The organism is Thiomicrospira sp. (assembly GCF_036568485.1).
Lineage (GTDB): Bacteria > Pseudomonadota > Gammaproteobacteria > Thiomicrospirales > Thiomicrospiraceae > Thiomicrospira.
Genome location: NZ_DATCSL010000013.1, coordinates 1 through 21635, shown reverse-complemented (window position 1 = coordinate 21635; position 21635 = coordinate 1). Strand labels below are relative to the sequence as shown.

Here is a 21635-nt window from a genome sequence, read left to right as displayed (position 1 = left end):
GCAGGTGGCGCGTGGGGTTTGGTTTTCGAATCAAAAAAACGGCCAAAGGCAACATAATTTGCGCCTTGAGCTTGCACCTGCTGAGCGCGTGACAAGTCGTTATAACAAGACACACCAATGATCGCATTTGGGCCAAGTTGTGCGCGAGCTTGTTGCAAGTCGCTATCCTGTTGACCAATATGTAGGCCGTGGGCGTGACTGAGCTTCGCTAACTCGATGGAATCGTTAATAATCAACCAGGCCTGGTATTGGTCACAGAGGGTTTTGAGTTGATGGGCGATCGCCATTTGTTGGTCAAACGGACTGGATTTATCACGATATTGCACAATACGCGCACCGCCTTCAAGTGCTTGACGCACGTGATCAAGGACTACCAGGCCTGGTGATAAGTGAGGGTCGGTGATGGCATATAAGCCGCGAATAGACATCATTAGAATAGGGCAGGAAGCGCAACAGCGCCCGGATCAGGGCGCTGAGCATGTTTTAAGTTTGCCATCAAAACTAGAGTTGAGGGCTCAGTTTTTCAATACGTTCGCGTAAATGGGTCATATCCGTATCGCCAATTTTACGGTAAACGATATTGCCATTGGGCGCGATTAAAAAGGTCGTCGGCGTCAATTTGATGTCGCCAAATGCGCGGCTCAAAGCACCATCGGTATCTTTAATAAAGTTAAACGGATAGTTGTGGGCTTTAATAAACGCATCGACTTGCGGCGCAGGATCATAATCCATTGAGATGGCGAGTAACTCAAAACGATCTCCCAATTCATTTTTTAGCTCGGCGAGGCTGGGCATTTTGCTAACACAACTCGGGCAAGACGTCGCCCAGAAGTTGACCAGTACCGGCTTTTTAGGCAGATTGAGTTCAAGCGGTTCGCCATTTGACGCCGTGACTGTCAAACTCGGTGCTTTCTCGCCACCGCTTAAGGTGAAAATCAAAACAGCCCCAACTAGAACAATCACTGCGCCCATTAATAATTTAGTTGAAAGGGATTTCATTTTGCATCTCCATGTTGGATTATGACACCTCAACGACGAGCGCAAAGCTTGCGCTTTAAAGCTCGTGCCTATTTAATTTTTGTCGTCCAATGCCAATAGATTAAGCGGTAATGGTTTCAACCCCTGATTGGCTACCGCACAAAAACACATCGGCTTTACGGCAAGCAAATAAACCATTGGTGACCACGCCGACGATTTGGTTGATTTCAGTTTCCATTGCGACCGGATCGGTAATTTTTAAACCGTGTACATCTAAAATGATGTTGCCGTTGTCGGTAGTGAAGCCTTCACGTAATACCGGTTCGCCACCAAAACGCTTAACGATTTCACGCGCGACATAGCTACGTGCCATTGGGATCACTTCGATAGGTAAAGGAAACTTACCCAAAACCGCTACTTTTTTGCTTTCATCTGCGATGCAAACAAACTTTTTAGCGACCGCCAAGACAATTTTTTCGCGGGTTAAAGCACCGCCGCCGCCTTTAACAAGATGCAAGCTTGGGTCGGCTTCATCAGCACCGTCAATATAAACTGAAATTTCGTTGACGCTGTTGAGATCAAGCACTGGAATGCCGTGGCCACGTAAACGCTCGGCAGAGGCTTCTGAACTGGCGACCGTGCCTTCAATGGTATGTTTAATTTTGGCTAATTCATCAATGAAAAAATTAGCGGTTGAACCCGTGCCTACTCCAATAATGGTCTCTGGAACCACGTGTTCAATGGCGGCCTTAGCAACCAGTTGTTTTAATTCGTCCTGTGTCATAACTGTGTCCACCTTTATATTTTATTATCATTTATATAAGCAAAACGGCCGGCTATTTTAAAACAAAATGGCCTCAAAAGTATAGCCAAGATAATCCAAGCGCTGGTTTTGCCGATCCAATGTTATAATTTTTGCCAATTTTAAATGAGTTGATGCTTAAAAAATGGGGGTTTAAATGCCACGTTATAGTTTGTTCGCGGTTTGGTTGGTATTGGTGTTGGGGTTGCAAGGTTGTTTTGAAAGTAAGCCGTCGGATTTGGCGGTAGAAGTCATGGCCAAGCGTTACTGGCAAGATAACTTAAAGCTAAATGAGTTGTTTCCATTATCCGAAACGCAAATGCTAACCGCCCATAAACAGGGCGCGGATACTTATGTCGCTCAAGTGCGTTACCGTGTCAAAGCGGCGATTAATGAAACGGATTTAGTGGCCCGTTTGCAGCAAGCGGATCAAGAAGGGGTGAAAACCAATCTTGATCAAGCTGGGGTGGTTTCTGCATTAAAAGCTTTACCGCCTGGTTTTCGTCAAAATGATACATTTGAGCTGGTTAAACAACTTCAATTTCGAAATACATCAAGGGGTTGGTTGCTAGAACAAGAACTCGTTTTATAGCGTTGAATTTGTTAAGACCAAATACCTAATTTTAGCTTTCTTCATCTGTTTTTTTTGAGTGTTCTATGCGATAGTTGACTTCTGTTTTATGGAGAGATAACGATGGATCGTTTAAAAGAAACAGAAAACTGGCTGTTCAAACGTACTTGGTGGGGTTTGTTGAGTCTGGTCTTAATTTTGACTTTGAGTTTTCAGGCCTTATTTTTCTTCTTACAATACCGTGATAACACGCATCAATTACAATCCTTTCAAAACGAACTTTTCACCAAAGAGTTCTCCGAACTTCAATCGCATTTAGAACGTGAACTTCATCTTATTAATCAGTCGCTGAAAAGCAACCAGTTTGATCCACAACAAGCCATTGAACGATTACGTTCTCAGCGCTTTGGGCTGGAAAACAGAGGTTACTTTTTTGTGCTGCAATTACACAATATTGAGGGTGGTCCCGCGTTTGCCGAACATTTATTGTTACCAATAGATCCGTCGCAAGAAGGCTTGCTGATGGATTCTGGGTTATTGGATGAAAAAGGCTTTGCCTATCGCGAGCAATATTTATCCCAGTTGCGTGAAACCGGTCAAGCTCAGGTCAGTTATTGGTATACCAAGCCAGGCACGGATTTTTCGAGTGAAAAAACCAGCTATATCCATTTGATTCCGGAGTTGAATTGGGTGCTGGGTGCGGGCTTGTATTTAGATGATTTTGATGCTTTAGTCAGTCAGTATCATGCGAATCAGCAAAGCCGTTTGATCACCAGTGCGATCTGGTCATTGGGTGTGAGTTTTGTATTAGTGCTGTTTGCTTTACTGGTGATGCGTCACTATAACCTGCGATCCATGGGGCGTTTGCGCAAACTGCATCAGCAAGTATCAGACTTTCAGTCTCAAATGGTGTCTTACAGTCATCGGTTGCAGGTAGATGTTGAACGCAAAGCTCGACAGCTAGAAAAAATGTATCAGGTTGATACCCTAACTCAAGCGTTAAACCGCTATAAATTAAAACAAGATCTAGTCGATTTAGATAAAAACGATGCCGTCTTGATGATTAATATTGACGGATTTAAAGAAATCAATGAGGTGTTTGGCACTGAAATCGGTGATGTGATCTTGTGTGAACTGGCTTATAAGTTGAAGCAACGTTTTGTCGAAGATCGGGTGTATCGTTTAAACGCGGATGTATTTATTGTGATATATACCCCGGACTTAAATGAAGATGTGCAAGCGCTATTAGATGACCTGCATCATCATTTAGTGCAAGATCGGTTGCCACAATTTAATGATCATGATGTTGAATTTAATGTCACGATTGTGGGAACTAAAGAGCATGAAAATACCTTAGGCCGCTTGGAAATGACTATGTTGCATGCCAAGTTTAAGCGTTTAAACACCTTGTGCTATAGCCCAGATTTGGATTATTCGGCACAGTATCGCTCTAATTTAACAATCAGTCATGAAGTACGTACAGCGATTGAACAAGATCGAGTGATCCCGGTATTTCAGGCGATTCGTGACTTGCAAACCAATCGCATTACTCATTATGAATGTTTGATGCGCATCGCGGATGATGCGGGCCATTTAACACCGGCAAATTTTTTACATGTCGCGCAACGCTCTAAGCTTTACCCTGAATTGGTGCGCATTATGTTACAAAAATCGTTTGCCGCCTTTGAGGAATCTGAGCTTAATTTTAGTATTAACTTGTCCTATGAAGATATTGTGAGTGACGATATTCGCCAAACCATTTTTGGTTTGCTTAACAAGAACAACGCCGGCCGTGTTATTTTTGAAATTCTCGAATCTGAAGGGATTGAAAACTATCCTGAGGTCTCACGTTTTATTAGTGAGGTGAAATCTCGTGGCTGCAAAATTGCGATTGATGATTTTGGTACCGGTTACTCTAACTTTGAACATTTATTAAAACTTAAAGTTGATTACATTAAGTTAGATGGCACCTTAGTTGAGGGGCTGCTTGAGAATAAAGAAGCACAATATGTGGTCGAAAGTGTGGTGTATTTTGCCAAGCATGTTGGCATCAAAGTGATTGCCGAATTTGTCAGTCAGCCGGCTTTAATTGATTTGGTTAAAAATCTTGGCATTGATTATGCCCAAGGTTATGCAATTGGTTACCCGAGTGCCGATTTATTAGTGGAAGAAGTCTAACTTTGTCGAAGCACCAGGCCTGGTGCTTCGACAAATGGCCTTTTATTTACTGTCGTTAACCTTGGTTTCGCTCATTTTAGGTTTTAAGCTGGCTTGTTCAAGGCGTTTAACGGCATTGGATTTGCTGCGAATATTAAATGCCAGTTTTGCTACATCATCAAATACCTTAGCAAAGTGCACCGTCATGTCGGTTTTTAGATAATCCGGTAACTCGTTGTAATCTTTGCGATTATCATCTGGTAGGATTAATTCTTTTAAACCAATACGTTTCGCGGCAATCACCTTTTCACGTATCCCGCCCACGGCTAACACTTGACCCGTTAAACTGAGTTCGCCTGTCATGGCCAGAGGTCGAATGACGGCTTCATCGCGCGCCAGTGATAACAGGGCGGTTGCCATGGTGACGCCCGCACTTGGGCCGTCTTTAGGGGTCGCACCATCCGGCACATGTAAATGCACAAACGCCTCATCAAAGAATTTCGGGTCGGCTTTAAATTTATCTAGGTTGGAGGAAATATAGCTATAAGCAATTCCCGCCGACTCTTGCATAACTTCACCCAATTGGCCGGATAATTTAAAACCACGATTGAGGGTATGTACGCGACTGGCTTCAATGCTTAAGGTAGCACCACCCATTGACGTCCAAGCTAAACCGGTCACGGTGCCGATTTGTTGCTGGTGTTTTTCGGCACTGAATCTTGGTTGTCCAAGATAGGTTTCAAGCTGGTTTAAATGCAAACGTGCATGATCAATTTCGCCAGTCACGAGTTTAATTGCGACTTTACGAATTAACTTCGCCAGTTGTTTTTTCAAATTACGCACACCGGCTTCACGTGCATAACCTTCGATAACCTGGCGAATAGCAGCCGGCGTGATTTGCACTTGTTGTTTGGTTAAACCGGCGTCCTTTAATAGTTCAGGCCATAGATGGTGTTTGGCGATTTGAATTTTTTCTTCGGTGATATAGCCTGATAAACGAATCACTTCCATACGATCCAACAATGGCCCTGGAATGGTGTCTAGGGTATTAGCGGTACAGATGAACACCGCTTTGGATAAATCAAAGCGTAAGTCCATGAAGTGATCCATAAACTCGTGGTTTTGCTCTGGGTCTAACACTTCAAGTAAAGCCGAGGCGGGATCACCTTGATAAGAGGCACCAATTTTATCAACTTCATCTAACATGATCACCGGGTTAGCGGTTTGGCAGTCTTTTAAGGCTTGCACAAATTTACCCGGCATGGCGCCAATATAGGTTCGGCGATGACCTTTAATTTCGGCCTCATCTCGCATACCGCCTACTGAGAAGCGATAAAACTGACGGCCAAGTGTATCGGCGATAGAACGTCCAATCGAGGTTTTCCCTACACCGGGCGGGCCAACTAAGCAGATAATCGAACCCGATACTTCGCCTTTTAAGGCGCCGACAGCTAAGAATTCGAGAATGCGGTCTTTGACATCATCTAAACCGTCATGGCCTTGATCGAGAATTTTACGCGCACGTTTGAGGTCGAGCTTGTCTTTGCTGTGTTTTCCCCAGGGCAATTGGGTTAACCAGTCGAGCCAGTTGCGCGATACGTTATATTCGGGTGACTGAGGGTCTAAGATCGCCAGTTTGTTGAGTTCTTCTTCCGCCTTTTTTTCAGCTTCTTCGGTTAGGGCTAAGCCCTCCATGCGTTCATGAAATAAATCGGCATCGGCGGTACGATCATCTTTAACAATGCCGAGTTCTTTTTGAATTTCTTTGAGTTGTTGGCGCAAGAAAAAATCACGCTGTTGGTCGCTGAGATTTTCTTCGACGCGTTCTCTAATATTGAATTGAAGTTTGGTGACTTCAATTTCGTGCTTAAACAACGCCAACACTTTTTCGAGGCGCTCCATTAAATCCAAAGTTTCGAGCACTTCTTGTAGCTGTTTGGCATTTGCAGTGGTAATGGCGGCGGCAAAATCGGCAAGATGTTCCGGGTCTTCCGGGTTGTAGCGATTTAAAAAGTAACGCAACTCTTCGCTGTAAAGCGGGTTAAGCGGTAAAAGCTCACGAAACGCATTCATAATCGCTAAACCATAGGCTTTGTATTCCTTGTCAGTCGCGGTACGAATATCTTTGGGATAGCTAACTTGCGCTTTGTATGGCGCGCTATCACTTAGCCAATGTTCAATTTGAAAACGACACACGCCTTCGGCCACCAATTGAATATGATGATCGCGAATTTTTGGCTCATGAATGCGGATGAGGGTACCAATTTTATGGAACTCTTCTGGTTTAGCGTTGTGGTGATCGTCATTATCGACATAAATCACCCCGACATGTTTTGCACCGCTGTCAGTAATGGCTTCGATGGTTTCTAACCAAACACTTTTGTTTAAAACCACCGGGAGTGTTTGACCAGGAAAGAACGGGCGCTCTTTGATTGGGATTAAAAAAATCGCCTGAGGCAAGCTAGCCGTGGCTTTAGCCAAGAGTTTGGGGGTGATATCGGCTTCATAATGCACGTTATCTTCAGACTCAATGGCATCAAATACGGCTTCATCAGCCGTTAAGTCATCTTGTTCGACAAGGTCGTTTAGCTCGTCATTGGAAGACTCAGGATTGGCCGAATCCTCTTCAGGTGCGGGTGGAGTTTGATTTTCGTATTCTAATTCTGAATCGCTCATACGGGCTTCAATTTTATATTAGTTAATGAATTACGGTATCATATGCGGGTCTTATTGCTCAGTTTCAAGGGGAGTGCATGCAAAACATTAAAATTGGCTTTGTGACGGTTTCAGATCGTGCCAGTTCGGGCGTTTATGAAGACTTGGGTGGACCAGCGATGCAGGCTTGGGTAACTCAAGCTTTATCAAGTAGTTGGCAAGCGGTGCCGAAACTGATTCCAGATGAGCAGTCCACCATTGAGCAAACTTTAATGCAGTTGGTAGATGACGAAGGTTGTTGCCTGATTTTAACCACTGGTGGTACCGGCCCGGCGAAACGCGATGTCACACCTGAAGCGACGATGGCGGTATGCGATAAAATTTTAGATGGGTTTGCCGAACAAATGCGTGCGGTGTCATTGCAATATGTACCGACCGCGATTTTGTCACGCCAAATTGCGGGAACGCGCGGAAGCTGTTTAATTATTAACTTGCCGGGCAAACCTTCGGCAATAAGTGAATGTTTAGAGGCGGTGTTTCCTGCCGTACCTTATTGTATTGACTTAATTGAAGGGCCATTTTTAGAAACGCATGATGACTTTGTGAAAGCGTTTCGCCCCAAACATGCAAAGCAAAAGGCGAGCGAGTGAGTAATTTAAACTATCAGCCGGAAGGCTTAGAAACCGTGGAAGATTTTATTCGCTGGGGGGGCTCTTTATTTCAAAAAGCAGGCCTGGTGTTCGGACATGGCACGGATAATGCATTCGATGATGCTAAGGTGTTGGTTTTGCATAGTTTAAGTTTACCTTGGGGTTTGGCGGATCAGTATTGTAAAGCACGTTTGACCGATCATGAACGTCACGAAGTAACGGAGTTATTGCGGCGTCGAGTAGAAACTCGCCAACCAAGTGCATATTTAATTGGTGAGGCGATGTTTGCCGGCTTGAAGTTTTATGTCAATCAGCACACGCTGGTGCCACGTTCGCCGATAGCGGAGTTAATTGCACAAGATTACCAACCTTGGGTTGAACCCGAAGCGGTGACTCGGGTGTTGGACTTATGCACTGGTTCAGGGTGTATTGGCATTGCGTCTTTGCAAGCTTTGCCAAATGCCAGCGTAGATTTGGTGGATATTTCTGCGCAAGCCCTCGAAGTGGCACAACGAAATATTGCGCGCTACGACTTAGAAAACGAAGCTCGCACGATAGAATCCGATTTGTTTTCGGCCTTAGCTGGCGAGCGATATGACTTAATTGTGTCCAACCCGCCTTATGTAGATCAAATTGAAATGGATGCGTTACCCGAAGAATTTCAAGCCGAACCTGCATTAGGTTTAGCGGCAGGTGAGGACGGTTTAGATTTAGTGCGCCGGATTTTAGCCGAAGCCGCCGATCACTTAACCGAGGATGGTGTATTAATTGTCGAGGTCGGTGTATCGCAATATTATTTGGAGCAGGCATACCCAGAACTTCCCTTCTATTGGTTTGAATTCGAGCATGGGGGAGAGGGTGTATTTGCTATTAATCGCAATGAGTTGGCGTTGTTTCAGGATATTTTGAATCAGCGTGTAAAGTCTTGAGAGGAATTAAGATGAAAAAGTGGCTGATGGCATGGGCATGGAGTCTTTTAGCGACCAGTGTATGGGCTGAAGAACCTTTAATTGATTTGGCCTCTGAGATTCAACCGGCTGCAGTCGAACAAGGCGAAGCGTCAAACCAAACGCCAACCGATTCTGAGTCGGCAGAGGGTTCGGATACGGCGGCTTCTGAAGCGCAGACTGAAGAAAATAAATCCGAGACCAAAGCAGAATCTAATCGGCCAGCTGTCTTAGCTGAACCAGCGGAATGGGGTTATCTTGCCGAGCAAGCACCACGTTATTGGGCACAGTTGGATTCGCGTTATCAAACCTGTGGATTAGGCAAAAATCAGTCGCCAATTAATTTAACCAGCCAGCAAGCGGTTCACACACGGGGTTTAGCCGCATTAGATATTGCTTATCGGGATGTGCCCTTGCGTTTGATTCATTCAGATCATGGTTTGCGTGGTAACTATCCGTTGGGCAGTTATATTCAGTTAGGCAAGCAGCGTTATGAATTAACCCATTACACCTTCCATACGCCGAGTGAGCATCATATTGAAGGTTTTGCTTATCCGATGGAAATTCAATTAATCCATCGCAATGGTGAAGGCGAACAAGTGGTGATGAGTGTGATTGTGCAGGAAGGCGAAAATAATGAACAACTTGCCACTATTTTGAAAAACCTGCCTAAGACCAAAGATAATTTGCAAGTGGTTGAAAAAGTAAACTTTAACCCGGTTAAGTTTTTACCTTCGGACAAACGCTTTTATCGTTATGCGGGGTCGATGACGCAGCCACCTTGTGATGAAGGTGTGATTTGGTTGGTCTTTAGTAAGCCGATTCAAGCCTCGATTAGCCAGCTGGTAGCACTGAACAAATTAATGGGTGATAATGCTCGACCTTTACAAGGCTTAAATGGTCGTGTGCCAATGAAATCTTGGATGCAGGAAACGGATGATCATCCATCGCAAAGTTCACCGGGTTATTACTTCGATTATTAATCGGTGACAAGATTGACAGAGATGAGAAAAACGCTCCAAAACCAAATAAACTAGTGCGATTAGAACAAAATAAAAAGATTAGGAAAAAGCGATTATGGCGGGCAATACCTTAGGGCAAGTTTTTAGAGTCACGACATTTGGCGAAAGTCATGGTTTGGCATTAGGCTGCATTATAGATGGATGCCCACCAGGCCTGGTGATTAGTGAAGCGGATATTCAGGCTGAACTAGATCGCCGTAAACCGGGTACTTCCAAGTTCACGACCGCGCGCCGTGAACCCGACCAAGTTAAGATTCTATCAGGTGTGTTTGAGGGTGTAACAACCGGCACGCCGATTGGTTTATTAATTGAAAATACCGATCAGCGTTCACAAGACTATTCAAAAATTGCCGACACGTTTCGTCCAGCACATGCGGACTATACCTATTTACAAAAATATGGCGTACGAGATTATCGTGGGGGTGGACGTTCATCGGCGCGCGAAACTGCGATGCGTGTGGCTGCAGGGGCGATTGCTAAAAAGTATTTGAAAGAACGTTTAGGGGTGGAAGTACGCGGTTACTTATCACAACTTGGGCCCATTAAAGTTGAGCAGGTCGATTGGTCGATTATTGATAACAACCCATTCTTTTGTCCAGACGCCAATAAGGTTTCTGAAATGGAAGCCTATATGACCGAGCTGAAAAAAACCGGCGATTCAATTGGTGCCAAGATTACGATCGTGGCGAAAAATGTACCGGTGGGTTTAGGCGAGCCAGTATTTGATCGGCTAGATGCGGATTTGGCGCATGCGTTAATGAGCATCAACGCCGTCAAAGGCGTTGAAATTGGCGATGGCTTTGCGGTGGTCGAGCAAAAAGGCACACAACATCGCGATGAGATGTCACCAGAAGAAGGGTTTATGTCGAACCATGCTGGCGGCATTTTGGGCGGTATTTCCAGCGGACAAGACATTATTGCGCATATCGCACTTAAACCCACCTCAAGTGTGACGGTGCCGGGTAAAAGCATCAATCGTCAAGGCGAAGCCGTCGAAATGATTACCAAGGGTCGTCACGACCCTTGCGTGGGGATTCGAGCGACACCGATCGCAGAAGCCCAGATGGCGATGGTGTTGTTGGACCACTTCCTGCGTCAACGTGCCCAAAATGGGGATGTGGTGCCGCCTGTGATGGATTTGGCGAAAATTGCACACTCCTAGCGAGCCACCGGCGCACCTGCCTGCGGTGCGCTTATCCAGCTACTATTTCTTTTATTTCACGCTGTTTGGTACGTTATTGCCATTTTTTGGCCTGTATATGCAATCGTTGGGCTTCAATGCTTGGCAAATTGGGCAGGTGATGGCGGTACTGATTGGAACTAAAATTATCGCGCCCTATGTTTGGGGATGGTTAGCCGATAAAACCGGTCATATAATGCGTTGGGTTCGGGTGTGTATAGGGTTGGCCAGCTTAGCGTCAATCGGACTTTTATGGACGCAAAGATTTGAAGGCGTGTTGCTGGTGGTGGCCTTGTTTAGCTTTTTCTGGCATGGCGGTTTACCTTTGTTTGAGGCTTATACCTTCAGCCAGCTCGGCTCCCAGAAAGCACGCTATGGCAAAGTGCGTTTATGGGGTTCAATCGGATTTATTGCGGCTGTATTGGTGTTAGGCGAGCTTTTTACACGCTGGGATTTGGCCGGCTTTCCTTGGGTGATTTTAGGGCTATTTATCGCTTTATGGCTAACAAGCTGGATGTTAAAAGATCACCCCAAAATAGAGTCAGATGAAACCGACAATCGGTTTTGGGGCATTGCACGTTCGCCGTTGGTTGTGTCTCTGTTAGCTGTGAGCTTTTTAATTCAGTTTTCACATGGCACTTACTACAACTTTTTCTCGATTGATTTGGCGAGTTATGGTTACAGCAAAAGTCTGATTGCTGGATTATGGGCATTGGGCGTGGCGGCGGAAATCTTTGTTTTCTTTTGGATGGTGCATTTATTTGCACGTTATCGAGTGCGAACGCTGATTATTGCGAGTTTAGTTTTAACCTTAATTCGTTGGCAACTCAATATATGGGGCGTGGAAAGTTTAAGTGTCATGATGTTTGCGCAACTCTTGCACGCCGCGAGTTTTGGTTTGTTTCATGCCGCAGCTTTGCATTTAATTGACAGTTTATTTTATGGCGCTAACCGCGGACGCGGCCAAGCCGTTTATGCGACCGCCAGCCAAGGTTTGGGGGGCGCGTTGGGGGCATTAGGCGCGGGGTTAACTTGGACGTTAGGCGGCGCTATGCTATCGTATATGGCCTCAAGCTTGGCTGTATTTATCGGTCTAATTATTGCCTGGCGTTGGTTGCGGCCGGCCACACTATAGGCTAAGCACCAGGCCTGGTACTTGGCTAAAGTTTTAGAAAGGAGAAGCAGTATGCGTTTTTTACACACGATGCTACGAGTGGGTGATTTGCAAAAGTCGATTGATTTTTATACCTCAGTGATGGGCATGAAGTTATTGCGTCAAAAAGACTATCCAGCCGGTGAGTTTACCCTGGCGTTTTTAGGTTATGGTGATGAGTCAGATCACACAGTGTTGGAATTAACTTACAACTGGGGCGTGTCAAAATACGACTTAGGTGAGGGGTATGGTCACATTGCAATTGAAGTGCCGGATGTTTACAAGGCGGCGGATGCAGCAAAAGCCAAGGGAGCGAAGATTTTGCGTGAAGCGGGCCCAATGAACGCGGGTTCGACCATTATTGCTTTTATAGCTGACCCGGATGGTTATCCGATCGAATTAATCGGCGCCGATCACCAACGAGGTTAAATTATGATTATTCCAGCAAAGCATCAGCACATTGCGTTTGCCTTTTTCATGTCATTTATCATGTCAGCCATTATGTCGTTTGTGATTAGTATTATTAACCTTGGTTGGGTTGATGATTTACTCTCAATTTGGTTTCATGCTTGGGTGATGGCCTTTGTTGTGGCCTTTCCGGTGATCTTATTGGTGGGGCCTTTGGTAAGAAAGTTAGTGAGTTGGGTTGTAAAACAACCTTAAATAAAAACAAGTGTAGGAATAAAAAAGTATGTCTGCAAATTTTGAAAATGTGACCGTGGTGAAACAAGCGAATATTTATTTTGACGGTAAGGTGACGAGTCGAGTCGTAAAATTTAATGATGGCTCGCGTAAAACCTTGGGTATTATGATGCCGGGTGACTATGAATTTGGTACAGATGAAAATGAGTTAATGGAGATTATGGCCGGAGAAGTGGAGATTTTGTTGCCTGGTGAAACCCAATGGCAAACCATCAAAGGCGGCGAGTCCTTTAAAGTGCCGGCGAACGCCAAGTTTGGTATTAAAGTTAAATCGGTGACGGATTACTGCTGTACTTATTATTAAGTCTGTTATTGGCTGCGCCCTCAAGCACCAGGCATGGTGCTTGAGCATAAAGGTCGAATCTGATTTTAAGATTCGGCCTTTTTTTGTTTACGTTTGCGGTACTTTTGCCATTTGAAAATAAACATGACTCCGAGCTTTAAAGCAATTAAAACCACAAACGCAATCATTCCAATGGTGCCAATATGCTCAATCCACATGCGGGTTCCTTTTAATTTGTTTAGGGTTTAACGATTAAGATTATCCCATGTAAACCGGCCAAAACACAGAATATCAAGCCAAAAAGTCTTATTGCATGCCGAGTGGATGCTAAAAAATATGGTAATGCGCGCGGGTCTGGCCGATAATGCGAATAAGAGCATATTGCTGATTAAGCATGTTTGAAAGCAGATTAATAAAAGGACGTATTTTGAACCAGTTTGCTGAATTTATAGACCTTCTCAAATCCTTGATTCGAGAGCCGAGCGTGGTGGGGGCCGAACATTCCTTTTTTCGGGTATTGCAACGTGAGCTTGAAGAACGGGGCGCAAAAGTAACTTGGTATGAAGGCTTACTGGTGGCGCAAGGAAATCAGCCAAATTCCTCTATGTTTTCAGCGCACATTGATCGGCATGGTTTAATTTGCACTGGACCAAATGAGTTTCAGTATGCGGCGTTTGTTTCGGGGCATCGGTCTGATCTACTAGGCAATGCGGTGAGTGAAGAGCTGATGTTGCGTATCAGTGATCGGTTTGATGCGACACCTGTGATGGCTTATGAACCTTGGTCTGGTGCTTATCGCGGATCTGGTGTGATTCGTAACACTTATATCTGTGAATTTCGTAATAACTTGATTTTTGAATTGGAAGGCTTGGAGCATTTGGTGGCGGGGACGCCAGTCGGATTTCGTGACAGCTTGAAAGTTGAGGACCAGTGGTTAAAAGGCCAGTTGGATAACGTATTAACCGCCGCTTTATTAGTGCATATGTTCAGTCTAGGTTATCAGGGTACGGCGTTTTTTACCGCTCAAGAAGAGTCGGGGAGTAGCTGGCGTTACCTTTTGGAATGGTTCCGGCGTTTTGGTGGTTCGACCAACCAGTTAATTGTATTGGATACGAGTCCTTACCCAAATCGTGATGCAGTGTTAAAGCAAGATGTGGTGTTACGTAAAAAAGACAGTCACGCGCATTATCACGAGGCGACCACCCAAGCACTCGCACAAGCTTGCGATGAATTGAACATTCGTTATAGCTATAAGGATGAGTTTGTTGAGGCGCAAAATAACGAATTGCAGAAACAAGGTTTGCCACCTAAGTCGTTAGGTAGTACAGAAATGGGGCGTATTATTTTAGCGTCCAATGGTTTTGTGCATGGCACCACGTTGCAAATTCCGACGACTGGTTATCATACGATGCAGGAATCCACCTCGATTCAATCTTGCCAATCGTTTTTAAATTTATTGATGAAAGTAGCGGAGCTGGATTTAAACTAGCTTAATCATCAGCACCAGGCCTGGTGCTGATGATTAAGCCAATAAACGCTAAAACTAAGGTAAAACAAAGCCAATGCTTTGTTTTACATCACGCAAGGTTTTTTGTGCTTGTTCACGCGCGCGTTCTGCGCCTTGTTTTAAAATGCCTTTTAATTGCGCTTCATCTTCACGAATTTGATAAAAACGTTGCTGAATAGGCGCGAGATAATCCACTACCAGTTCACCCAACTCCACTTTTAAATGGCCATACATTTTGCCTTCAAAATGCTTGATGACGTCAGTCATTGGCTTGCCGCTAATCACCGAGTAAATAGTAAGTAGGTTAGACACACCGGGCTTATTTTCGACATCATATTCAATCACATCACCGGAATCGGTCATGGCCTTTTTGCATTTCTTTAAGATGGTTTTGGGATCATCCAATAAACCAATAAAGTTATTTTTATTGCTGTCGGATTTCGACATTTTACTGGTTGGGTCTTGCAAACTCATAATTCGTCCGCCGGCACTGGCTTCGGCAATAAAGGGTTCGGGTATTTTAAAAAGCTCGCGTTCAAACCGGTTATTAAATCGATGCGCTAAATCGCGCGTTAATTCGAGGTGTTGTTTTTGATCGGCCCCCACTGGAACCAGTTCGGTTTGATACAACAAAATGTCAGCGGCCATCAACACCGGATAATTAAATAAACCGGCATTAATATTGTGTTCATGTTTTTGAGACTTGTCCTTAAACTGCGTCATGCGATTAAGCTCACCCATATAGGTTGAGCAATTTAAAATCCAAGAAAGCTCCGCGTGTTCGGGTACATGGGATTGAATAAAGACGGTACTTTTATTTGGATCAATGCCAGAGGCTAGATAAAGCGCCACAAAATCTAAGCTGCGTTTAGCCAATTCCTCGGGAGACTGTTCAACGGTGATGGCATGCATATTCACTAAAGAGAACAGACATTCATAATCATCTTGTAATTTGACCCAGTTTTTAATCGAGCCAATGTAGTTACCAATCATTAAGTCGCCGGAAGGCTGGATACCGCTAAACAGAATGGGTTTGCTCATAGTGCTGTCTTTATTCGTTGAATGAAAAACAGCTATTCTAACCTAACTCGCTGTAGGGCTGAATACAGAAGCGGAGGTTTAGCGCAATTTGTATTCGATTGGCACGGTGTGACGCCATTCTTTGCGTTGAATTTCTTCGGGGAAGGCTTTAAAAAACATCTGCATACGTTCGGTGAAAATGCTTAGGGCGGCTTCATCCAGTATTTGCTTGCCTGAACTATCGACAACGCTAATATTGGTGATGGAACCATCCGCACGTGTGGTGAAACGTAAAATAACCCGTCCTTGCCAGTTGCGACGTTTAGCCATCGTTGGGTAGGTGTCTTGTGCATGTCGCATTAAAGTTGTGGCTAACTCGGATAAATAACGTTTTTCAGATTGGTCAATTTCTGACTGACTAAACTGCGGCGTTACGGGTTCTGGCTCGGGCTGAGGTTCTGGCTCGGGCTGAGGTTCTGGCTCGGGTTGAGGTTCCGGCTCGGGTTGAGGTTCCGGTTCAGGCTGAGGTTCCGGTTCAGGCTGAGGTTCCGGCATTTCAAACATATTTAGGGTCACCGGTACAGCGCTTTCGTTACTGACTATAGCGGGTTGAGTTGGCCTAAAAAACCATATCAGAATCGCTACAGTGAGTAGCAGATAAATGAGAAGTGTAAGAATAAAAGCCTTGACCGAGTCGTTGAATTTCACCGCTACTTACGTTCCGTGAGAATCGTTAAATTGTCATGTTGTTGGCGTTTTATTATGTCCATTAAACGCACAAAATGGCGAAATTCTACAAGCTGGTCAACACGCAGTTGGATATGAGTGCTGGCCTCAAGTTGACTAAGTTGATGGCTAAATTGTTCAGCATTGAGTTTTTCGCCATCCCAATAAAATTGGCCGTGTTGATCAATTGATAGGTTGAGTTTTTCTTCGTTATCAGGATTGTAGGGGCTTGTGTGTTCGGTTTTGGGTAGTTGAATATCCAGTTTGTCGGTTACGATAAACGAGGCAGTCAGTAACACGATAGCCAGTAAGACCAGCATCACATCAATTAGAGGCACAACGTTCATCGAATCGAAACGTTTCATGAAGATTAACCTTGGTAGACTTTATAGTGTGCTTGTAAAACTTCAACCTTACGCAATAGACCGTTGTAGGCCATCAAGGCCGGAATGGCAACAGCAATGCCCGCCGCCGTTAGTTTTAACGCGAGGGCTAGGCCGGTCATGATAACCGAGGTTTCAAGGCTATCTTGTTGTCCAATTTCATAAAACGTAATTAAGATACCAATGACTGTACCAAGTAACCCTACATAGGGTGCGTTTGCACCAATGGTGGAGAGGGTAGTAAGGTTTTTTGTGATTTCAATATTAAGCAGCTCAATGTGAGCAAATGCTTTTACATCAATACGGCGATATAAAAATATTCGTTCAAGCGTAATCCAAATAGCTAAGAATCCCATTAAGCCTAAAATGCTGAAAAAAGTGATATCAAGATAGAGGTGTATGCTTTGCATGAAAACGCTGTCCTGTGGTTGTTTAAAGTTGTATAAACTTTAAAAAAATAGTGCTGGGATTATGATTGCTCAGGATGGTGATGTCAATACAAATGATAATGGTTCTTAGTTGGTGGGGTTTTGAGTTGCAGTTTTGAGTGCTGGAGAGTAACATTAACCCTGATTTTTTGGATGAATTTAACAAAGATAAGGATTCAAAATGAAGCGTCGTGAATTATTAAAGTCAGCCCTAGGTTTGACCGCTGGTTTAGCTGGTTTTTCGGTGATGAAGCCGGTTTATTCGGCCGATGATTGGGTAGAAAAAGGCCCAGATATGCCAAATGTTCCCATCACAAAAGTAACGGATCGTTGTTATTATTTTCTAGCTCAAGATGGTGAGCCATCACCTTCAAACCAAGGCTTTTTTAGTAATCCGGGTTTTATCGTTACCTCTGAAGGCGTAATGGTTGTTGATACCGGCGGTTCGCTGCAAATTGGCGAAATGTTAGTTCGTCAGATTAAAACAGTGACGGATAAGCCGGTTGTAAAAGTTATTAATACACATATTCACGGCGATCATTGGTTGGGCAACCAGGCATTTGTTGATGCTTACCCTGATGTTGAAATCTACTCACATCCTAAAGTCATTCAGCAAGTTAAAGACGGTGCCGGTGAGTTTTGGGTCGGATTTATGAGTCGTAACACCAATAATGCCACCGCTGGCACAGCGGTGACGCCACCTACTAAAGAATTGCAGGGTGGCGAAACGATTAAAATGGGTGATACTACGTTTAAAATCCATTACTTAGGTAAGGTTCATACCGACTCAGATTTAGCGGTTGAGGTGGTTGAAGATAAGGTTCTTTATAGCGGTGATATGATGATGCGTCGCGTTGCAAATATGGCGGATGGGAGTTTCCCTGGGTCTATCTCGGCGATGGAAGAGCTTGAAAAAATGGATATCAAAACCTTTATTCCTGGACATGGATTACATGACGGTAAAGCGCTGGTAGAAGAGCAAAAGACCTTTTTTGAAGTGATATACAACACGGTTGGCAAATATTATGACGAAGGTTTATCTGATTTTGAAATCAAGCCAAAAATCGAAGCAGATCCATTTATGCAAAAAGTCGGCAGTAAGTGGCCGGGTTATGAGCACACGATTGGTCGTTTTGTAAGCGACGCTTATCAGGAGTTTGAAATGAACTTGTTTTAACAAGCTAATTTAAACTATAAAAAAGCGGGCTTAGCCCGCTTTTTTGTTTTTTTAAGCTCTAAATTTAAAAAATTAATCGATTAGGCAATAAAGTCCAAAATAGCATCTAGACCTCGATGATTAAGGGCGCAGCTTGCCTGTTGTTGTACTTTGGGTTTTGCATGATAAGCAATGCTTAATCCCGCTTGAGACATCATGAGTAAATCGTTTGCCCCATCACCAACCGCTATCACTTGATTTGGTTTTATTTCTAATTGTTCGCAGAGTTCGTTTAAAAAATCGGCTTTCGCTTGTGCTCCAACAATTGAACCGTCAATTTGACCTGTCAGTTGATCTTGAGCGATTTTTAATTTATTTGCGCGGGCAAAATCTAAATTTAGTGCTTGTTTTAAACGGTCAGTAAAAAAGTCAAAGCCACCCGATACTAGGGCGAATTTTATGTTTTTTTGCTTTAAACCGGCCAAACACTTTTCTGCTCCAGGGTTGAGTGTTAAGCGCTCATCGTATACGTTTTGAAGGGCTTGGATATCCAAGCCTTTTAGTAAAGACACGCGTTGAGTGAGAGACTCTTCAAAATTAAGTTCGCCACGCATGGCGGCTTCCGTAATTTCAGATACTTGGGGTTTTAGATCCATCATATCGGCAATCTCATCAATGCACTCAATGGCGATCAAGGTCGAATCCATGTCACTAATGACCAGCTTGACCTCTGCAGGATTAAATCCACTAGGTAAGACATTCAGATCTAAATTAAGTACATTCGATAAGTTTGCTAATTCAACCGAATTGATCGGTTTATCGGTTTCAATCTTATAATGCTGGGCCTGTTGATAAGGTTTGCCATATAGGCTTTCGAAGCTTTTTATCTGTTCAAAATTTAATGTTTGTGTGTGAATTATAATGGTCGACATAATTGTCCTTTATTTAGCTGAATCTGATGCATCAACGATATGAGTGAAGGCTAGTTGATCGTGCAAACTTTGGTTGTTTTTACTAAACCATAACCACACCCAACCGAAGCCAAGTGTCACGATGGAAAATAGGCTCAAGACAAACCTTACAGTTGCATCGCGGCGGGTAAGCAAGTAGTTATCGGTTCGAACTAGGCGAAGCTTCCAAGTTCGTAAACCCGGGGTTTGACCCGTTTGTAGCCAAAAATAACTCAAATAAATGTAGCTGACACCCAGCAGATAAATTTGAAAAGCGAGTAAGGTCATAGGCTGGGTTTCAAAACCTTCTCCTTGCCAGATGACAAAGGGGATAGCCGCTACAAACCAAACAGCGAGTAGCAATAATAGGTCGTAAAATAAGGCAAAAATAATTTTAGCTTTAAGCATGATTTTGGGTCATAGAGTGAAAGCCTGTATTATAGAGCTTAGAGAGATTTAGTGTGGAAGAAAGGATGCAATCATGAATTTACCCGATGGATTGTTAAGTTGGCAATGGGCTGTTGCGGGTTGGGGAATCTATTCAATTGTGATGTTATGGGCATTAAAAACGGCACCTTGGTATAAGGTTAAAAACGATAAAAATGCACAACATGTTTGGTTTGGCGCCGCTTTTTTATTGATTTTATTATGGAGTATGAGTGCAAGCATCGGAGGCGGATTTAGTTTCCATTTTTTACTGATGACAACCATCACGCTGATGTTTGGGCCACAATTTGCCTTAATGGCGATGACACTGGGTTTACTGGGTGTGACCTTAAATGGCGGCGCGGGTTGGAGTATGTTTGGTTTAAATGCCATACTAATGGGTTGGATTCCAGTCATTTTGACCTGGTGGGTTTATAAGTTGGCCTATCGATACTTAGATCGAAACTTTTTTGTCTATGTTTTTTTAAATGGTTTTTTAGCCGCTGGGATAGGGGCGCTTTTGGCGATGTTAAGTGTTGCAAGTATTTTGTATTGGGGCGGTGTATATGACTATGAAGTATTGAGCTATAACTTTTTGGTCTTTATTCCTTTGTTAGTGGCACCAGAAGCTTTTTTAAATGGTTTTATAATAGCCAGTCTTGTGCTAATGAAGCCTGAGTGGGTCAGCAGCTTTAGTGATGCTGACTATCTGAAGGGGAAGTAATACGCTTGGTAAGTTAGGGTATTTGGGGTATAAAAAAGCCGGCTAGCGCCGGCTTCTAACTAAGCGTTTAGCTTATTTGCTTTGATACCAACCAGGAGTTAGATCTTGAGCTTCTTTGGTTTGTGCAATTTGTGCATCCGCTGAACGTACCGCTTCTTTGGCTAAACGAACAGATTCAAGACGCGCTTTTTCAGCTTCCTCTAAATAATGCTCAACATAAGGCTTTTTCATGGCTTTCTGCTTCCAGACATTGCCGTTCTCTTTAGAAATAGCTTGTTTGGCTTTTGCTTCTTCCACTAATGAAGCGTAATTATCGTTGTGCTGATTGTGTGCACAAGCACCTAGGGTTAGGGTAGCTAGAACAGTTGCACCAACTAGTAATTTTTTCATGTATTCCTCCAGATTAGATGAGCTTTTATTTTTTATGTGTTAATCACAGTTTTAATTGTATAGGATGAACAAAAAAAGCTAAAGTACGAACAGACATTTTTTCTGTTTTTCGTATTTGCGTATACGTTATTAAGTTTACCCCGTCGCTGTCAAACTTTATAATAGGGGAAATTTTTGAAATTTTGGGCCATTTTGTCGAATAAGACACCTTTTTTTTTGCTATTGCATTGAAAGTTAAAGGAAAAATCTTTTTCATTTGGTTTTTTCTGAGTGGCAATAAAAAATCTAATCAGCCTATAAAGAATTATGAGAGGTAGTTAAAGTGAGAATTTTGCAAGAAGCGTTGACGTTTGATGATGTTTTATTGGTGCCTGCACACTCTACGGTACTGCCTAAAGATGTTTCGTTAAAAACCAAGTTAACACGCAATATTAGTTTGAATATTCCGTTTGTGTCTTCTGCTATGGACACTGTTACGGAAGCAAGATTGGCGATTGCATTAGCGCAAGAAGGTGGCATTGGTATCATTCATAAAAACATGACCATTGCTGAGCAAGCTGCTGAGGTTAATAAGGTTAAGAAATATGAGCATGGCGTGATTTTAGATCCGATTACTGTACAGGTTCAGGCTACGGTCGCCGATGTGGTTAAAATCACAGATGATAATAATATTTCTAGTGTGCCTGTTATGGATGGCGATAAATTAGTCGGCTTGGTGACTGGGCGTGATTTGCGCTTTGTGACTGACCATAAAAAACCAATTAGTGCGGTTATGACACCTAAAGAAAAATTGGTGACCGTGCCAGAAAAATTTGAGCGTACCGC

Annotated in this window: 26 protein-coding genes; 14 read left to right on the top strand and 12 right to left on the bottom strand. The window is 43.6% G+C overall.

Features of this window, described 5'->3' with window-relative positions:
• From VIM91_RS01550 to rpiA, 3 genes are all read right to left on the bottom strand, one after another.
• A partial coding sequence (locus tag VIM91_RS01550) for a thiamine phosphate synthase (RefSeq protein WP_331863081.1) occupies positions 1-431 on the bottom strand: 431 nt, incomplete at its 3' end.
• A 70-nt stretch (positions 432-501) separates the two neighbouring features.
• Positions 502-999: a TlpA disulfide reductase family protein gene (locus VIM91_RS01545; RefSeq protein WP_331863080.1), complete on the bottom strand. Its 498-nt coding sequence runs from the start codon at positions 997-999 to the stop codon at positions 502-504.
• A 100-nt stretch (positions 1000-1099) separates the two neighbouring features.
• Complete coding sequence (rpiA, locus tag VIM91_RS01540) at positions 1100-1762, bottom strand: ribose-5-phosphate isomerase RpiA (RefSeq protein ID WP_331863079.1); 663 nt, start codon at positions 1760-1762, stop codon at positions 1100-1102.
• A 175-nt stretch (positions 1763-1937) separates the two neighbouring features.
• On the opposite strand from rpiA, the gene VIM91_RS01535 reads away from it, so the two are divergent.
• A complete protein-coding gene (locus VIM91_RS01535) occupies positions 1938-2372 on the top strand; it encodes a hypothetical protein (RefSeq protein WP_331863078.1) in 435 nt (144 codons plus the stop codon).
• A 102-nt stretch (positions 2373-2474) separates the two neighbouring features.
• Positions 2475-4529 carry an EAL domain-containing protein gene (locus VIM91_RS01530; RefSeq protein ID WP_331863077.1) on the top strand — a complete coding sequence of 685 codons (2055 nt, stop codon included), beginning with the start codon at positions 2475-2477 and terminating at the stop codon, positions 4527-4529.
• 42 nt (positions 4530-4571) lie between these two features.
• On the opposite strand, the gene lon is transcribed toward VIM91_RS01530, so the two are convergent.
• Positions 4572-7184 carry an endopeptidase La gene (lon, locus tag VIM91_RS01525; protein WP_331863076.1) on the bottom strand — a complete coding sequence of 871 codons (2613 nt, stop codon included), beginning with the start codon at positions 7182-7184 and terminating at the stop codon, positions 4572-4574.
• 77 nt (positions 7185-7261) lie between these two features.
• Between lon and mog the strand changes: the two genes are divergently transcribed.
• The 8 genes from mog (at position 7262) to VIM91_RS01485 (ending at position 13121) form a co-directional block, all read left to right on the top strand.
• Entirely contained in the window at positions 7262-7813 is a 552-nt protein-coding gene (gene mog, locus VIM91_RS01520) for a molybdopterin adenylyltransferase (protein ID WP_331863075.1), read from the top strand.
• A complete protein-coding gene (gene prmB, locus VIM91_RS01515; protein ID WP_331863074.1) occupies positions 7810-8742 on the top strand; it encodes a 50S ribosomal protein L3 N(5)-glutamine methyltransferase in 933 nt (310 codons plus the stop codon). Before mog ends, prmB begins: the two co-directional genes overlap by 4 nt.
• 11 nt (positions 8743-8753) lie before the next feature.
• Positions 8754-9743, top strand: a complete 990-nt coding sequence (locus VIM91_RS01510) for a carbonic anhydrase family protein (RefSeq protein ID WP_331863073.1) — start codon at positions 8754-8756, stop codon at positions 9741-9743.
• 94 nt (positions 9744-9837) lie between these two features.
• The gene (aroC, locus tag VIM91_RS01505) at positions 9838-10944 is read left to right on the top strand and encodes a chorismate synthase (protein WP_331863072.1); all 1107 of its coding nucleotides are present in this window, start codon (positions 9838-9840) and stop codon (positions 10942-10944) included.
• Positions 10931-12097, top strand: coding sequence for an MFS transporter (locus VIM91_RS01500; RefSeq protein ID WP_331863071.1), 1167 nt, complete (start codon positions 10931-10933; stop codon positions 12095-12097). Before aroC ends, VIM91_RS01500 begins: the two co-directional genes overlap by 14 nt.
• A gap of 51 nt (positions 12098-12148) precedes the next feature.
• Positions 12149-12544 (top strand): lactoylglutathione lyase, encoded by a 396-nt coding sequence (gene gloA, locus VIM91_RS01495; RefSeq protein ID WP_331863070.1) that lies wholly within the window; start codon positions 12149-12151, stop codon positions 12542-12544.
• A gap of 3 nt (positions 12545-12547) precedes the next feature.
• Positions 12548-12778 carry a DUF2798 domain-containing protein gene (locus tag VIM91_RS01490; RefSeq protein ID WP_331863069.1) on the top strand — a complete coding sequence of 77 codons (231 nt, stop codon included), beginning with the start codon at positions 12548-12550 and terminating at the stop codon, positions 12776-12778.
• Positions 12779-12806: 28 nt separating this feature from the next.
• Positions 12807-13121 (top strand): pyrimidine/purine nucleoside phosphorylase, encoded by a 315-nt coding sequence (locus VIM91_RS01485; protein WP_331863068.1) that lies wholly within the window; start codon positions 12807-12809, stop codon positions 13119-13121.
• Positions 13122-13186: 65 nt separating this feature from the next.
• Here VIM91_RS01485 and VIM91_RS01480 read toward each other — a convergent pair whose 3' ends face one another.
• On the bottom strand, positions 13187-13318 hold the full coding sequence (locus tag VIM91_RS01480) for a hypothetical protein (RefSeq protein WP_331863067.1): 132 nt from the start codon (positions 13316-13318) through the stop codon (positions 13187-13189).
• 176 nt (positions 13319-13494) lie between these two features.
• Between VIM91_RS01480 and VIM91_RS01475 the strand changes: the two genes are divergently transcribed.
• Positions 13495-14589 (top strand): peptidase M42, encoded by a 1095-nt coding sequence (locus tag VIM91_RS01475; protein ID WP_331863066.1) that lies wholly within the window; start codon positions 13495-13497, stop codon positions 14587-14589.
• Between the two features lie 54 nt (positions 14590-14643).
• Here VIM91_RS01475 and trpS read toward each other — a convergent pair whose 3' ends face one another.
• The 4 genes from trpS to exbB all read right to left on the bottom strand — a co-directional run bounded on the left by trpS (position 14644) and on the right by exbB (position 17146).
• Positions 14644-15648, bottom strand: coding sequence for a tryptophan--tRNA ligase (trpS, locus tag VIM91_RS01470; protein ID WP_331863065.1), 1005 nt, complete (start codon positions 15646-15648; stop codon positions 14644-14646).
• A 78-nt stretch (positions 15649-15726) separates the two neighbouring features.
• Positions 15727-16191: an energy transducer TonB gene (locus tag VIM91_RS01465; protein WP_331863064.1), complete on the bottom strand. Its 465-nt coding sequence runs from the start codon at positions 16189-16191 to the stop codon at positions 15727-15729.
• 146 nt (positions 16192-16337) lie between these two features.
• Positions 16338-16718: a biopolymer transporter ExbD gene (locus VIM91_RS01460; RefSeq protein WP_331863063.1), complete on the bottom strand. Its 381-nt coding sequence runs from the start codon at positions 16716-16718 to the stop codon at positions 16338-16340.
• A 5-nt stretch (positions 16719-16723) separates the two neighbouring features.
• Positions 16724-17146: a TonB-system energizer ExbB gene (gene exbB, locus VIM91_RS01455; RefSeq protein ID WP_331863062.1), complete on the bottom strand. Its 423-nt coding sequence runs from the start codon at positions 17144-17146 to the stop codon at positions 16724-16726.
• A 199-nt stretch (positions 17147-17345) separates the two neighbouring features.
• Here exbB and VIM91_RS01450 point away from each other — a divergent pair, with 199 nt between their 5' ends.
• Positions 17346-18341 carry an MBL fold metallo-hydrolase gene (locus tag VIM91_RS01450; RefSeq protein WP_331863061.1) on the top strand — a complete coding sequence of 332 codons (996 nt, stop codon included), beginning with the start codon at positions 17346-17348 and terminating at the stop codon, positions 18339-18341.
• Between the two features lie 80 nt (positions 18342-18421).
• On the opposite strand, the gene serB is transcribed toward VIM91_RS01450, so the two are convergent.
• On the bottom strand, positions 18422-19252 hold the full coding sequence (serB, locus tag VIM91_RS01445) for a phosphoserine phosphatase SerB (protein WP_331863060.1): 831 nt from the start codon (positions 19250-19252) through the stop codon (positions 18422-18424).
• 9 nt (positions 19253-19261) lie between these two features.
• The gene (locus tag VIM91_RS01440) at positions 19262-19678 is read right to left on the bottom strand and encodes an RDD family protein (protein ID WP_331863059.1); all 417 of its coding nucleotides are present in this window, start codon (positions 19676-19678) and stop codon (positions 19262-19264) included.
• Between the two features lie 73 nt (positions 19679-19751).
• Here VIM91_RS01440 and VIM91_RS01435 point away from each other — a divergent pair, with 73 nt between their 5' ends.
• On the top strand, positions 19752-20420 hold the full coding sequence (locus VIM91_RS01435) for an energy-coupling factor ABC transporter permease (protein ID WP_331863058.1): 669 nt from the start codon (positions 19752-19754) through the stop codon (positions 20418-20420).
• Positions 20421-20492: 72 nt separating this feature from the next.
• Here VIM91_RS01435 and VIM91_RS01430 read toward each other — a convergent pair whose 3' ends face one another.
• A complete protein-coding gene (locus tag VIM91_RS01430) occupies positions 20493-20810 on the bottom strand; it encodes a hypothetical protein (RefSeq protein ID WP_331863057.1) in 318 nt (105 codons plus the stop codon).
• 322 nt (positions 20811-21132) lie between these two features.
• Between VIM91_RS01430 and VIM91_RS01425 the strand changes: the two genes are divergently transcribed.
• Positions 21133-21635 (top strand): IMP dehydrogenase (locus VIM91_RS01425; RefSeq protein ID WP_331863056.1); only part of this gene is annotated, 503 nt, incomplete at its 3' end.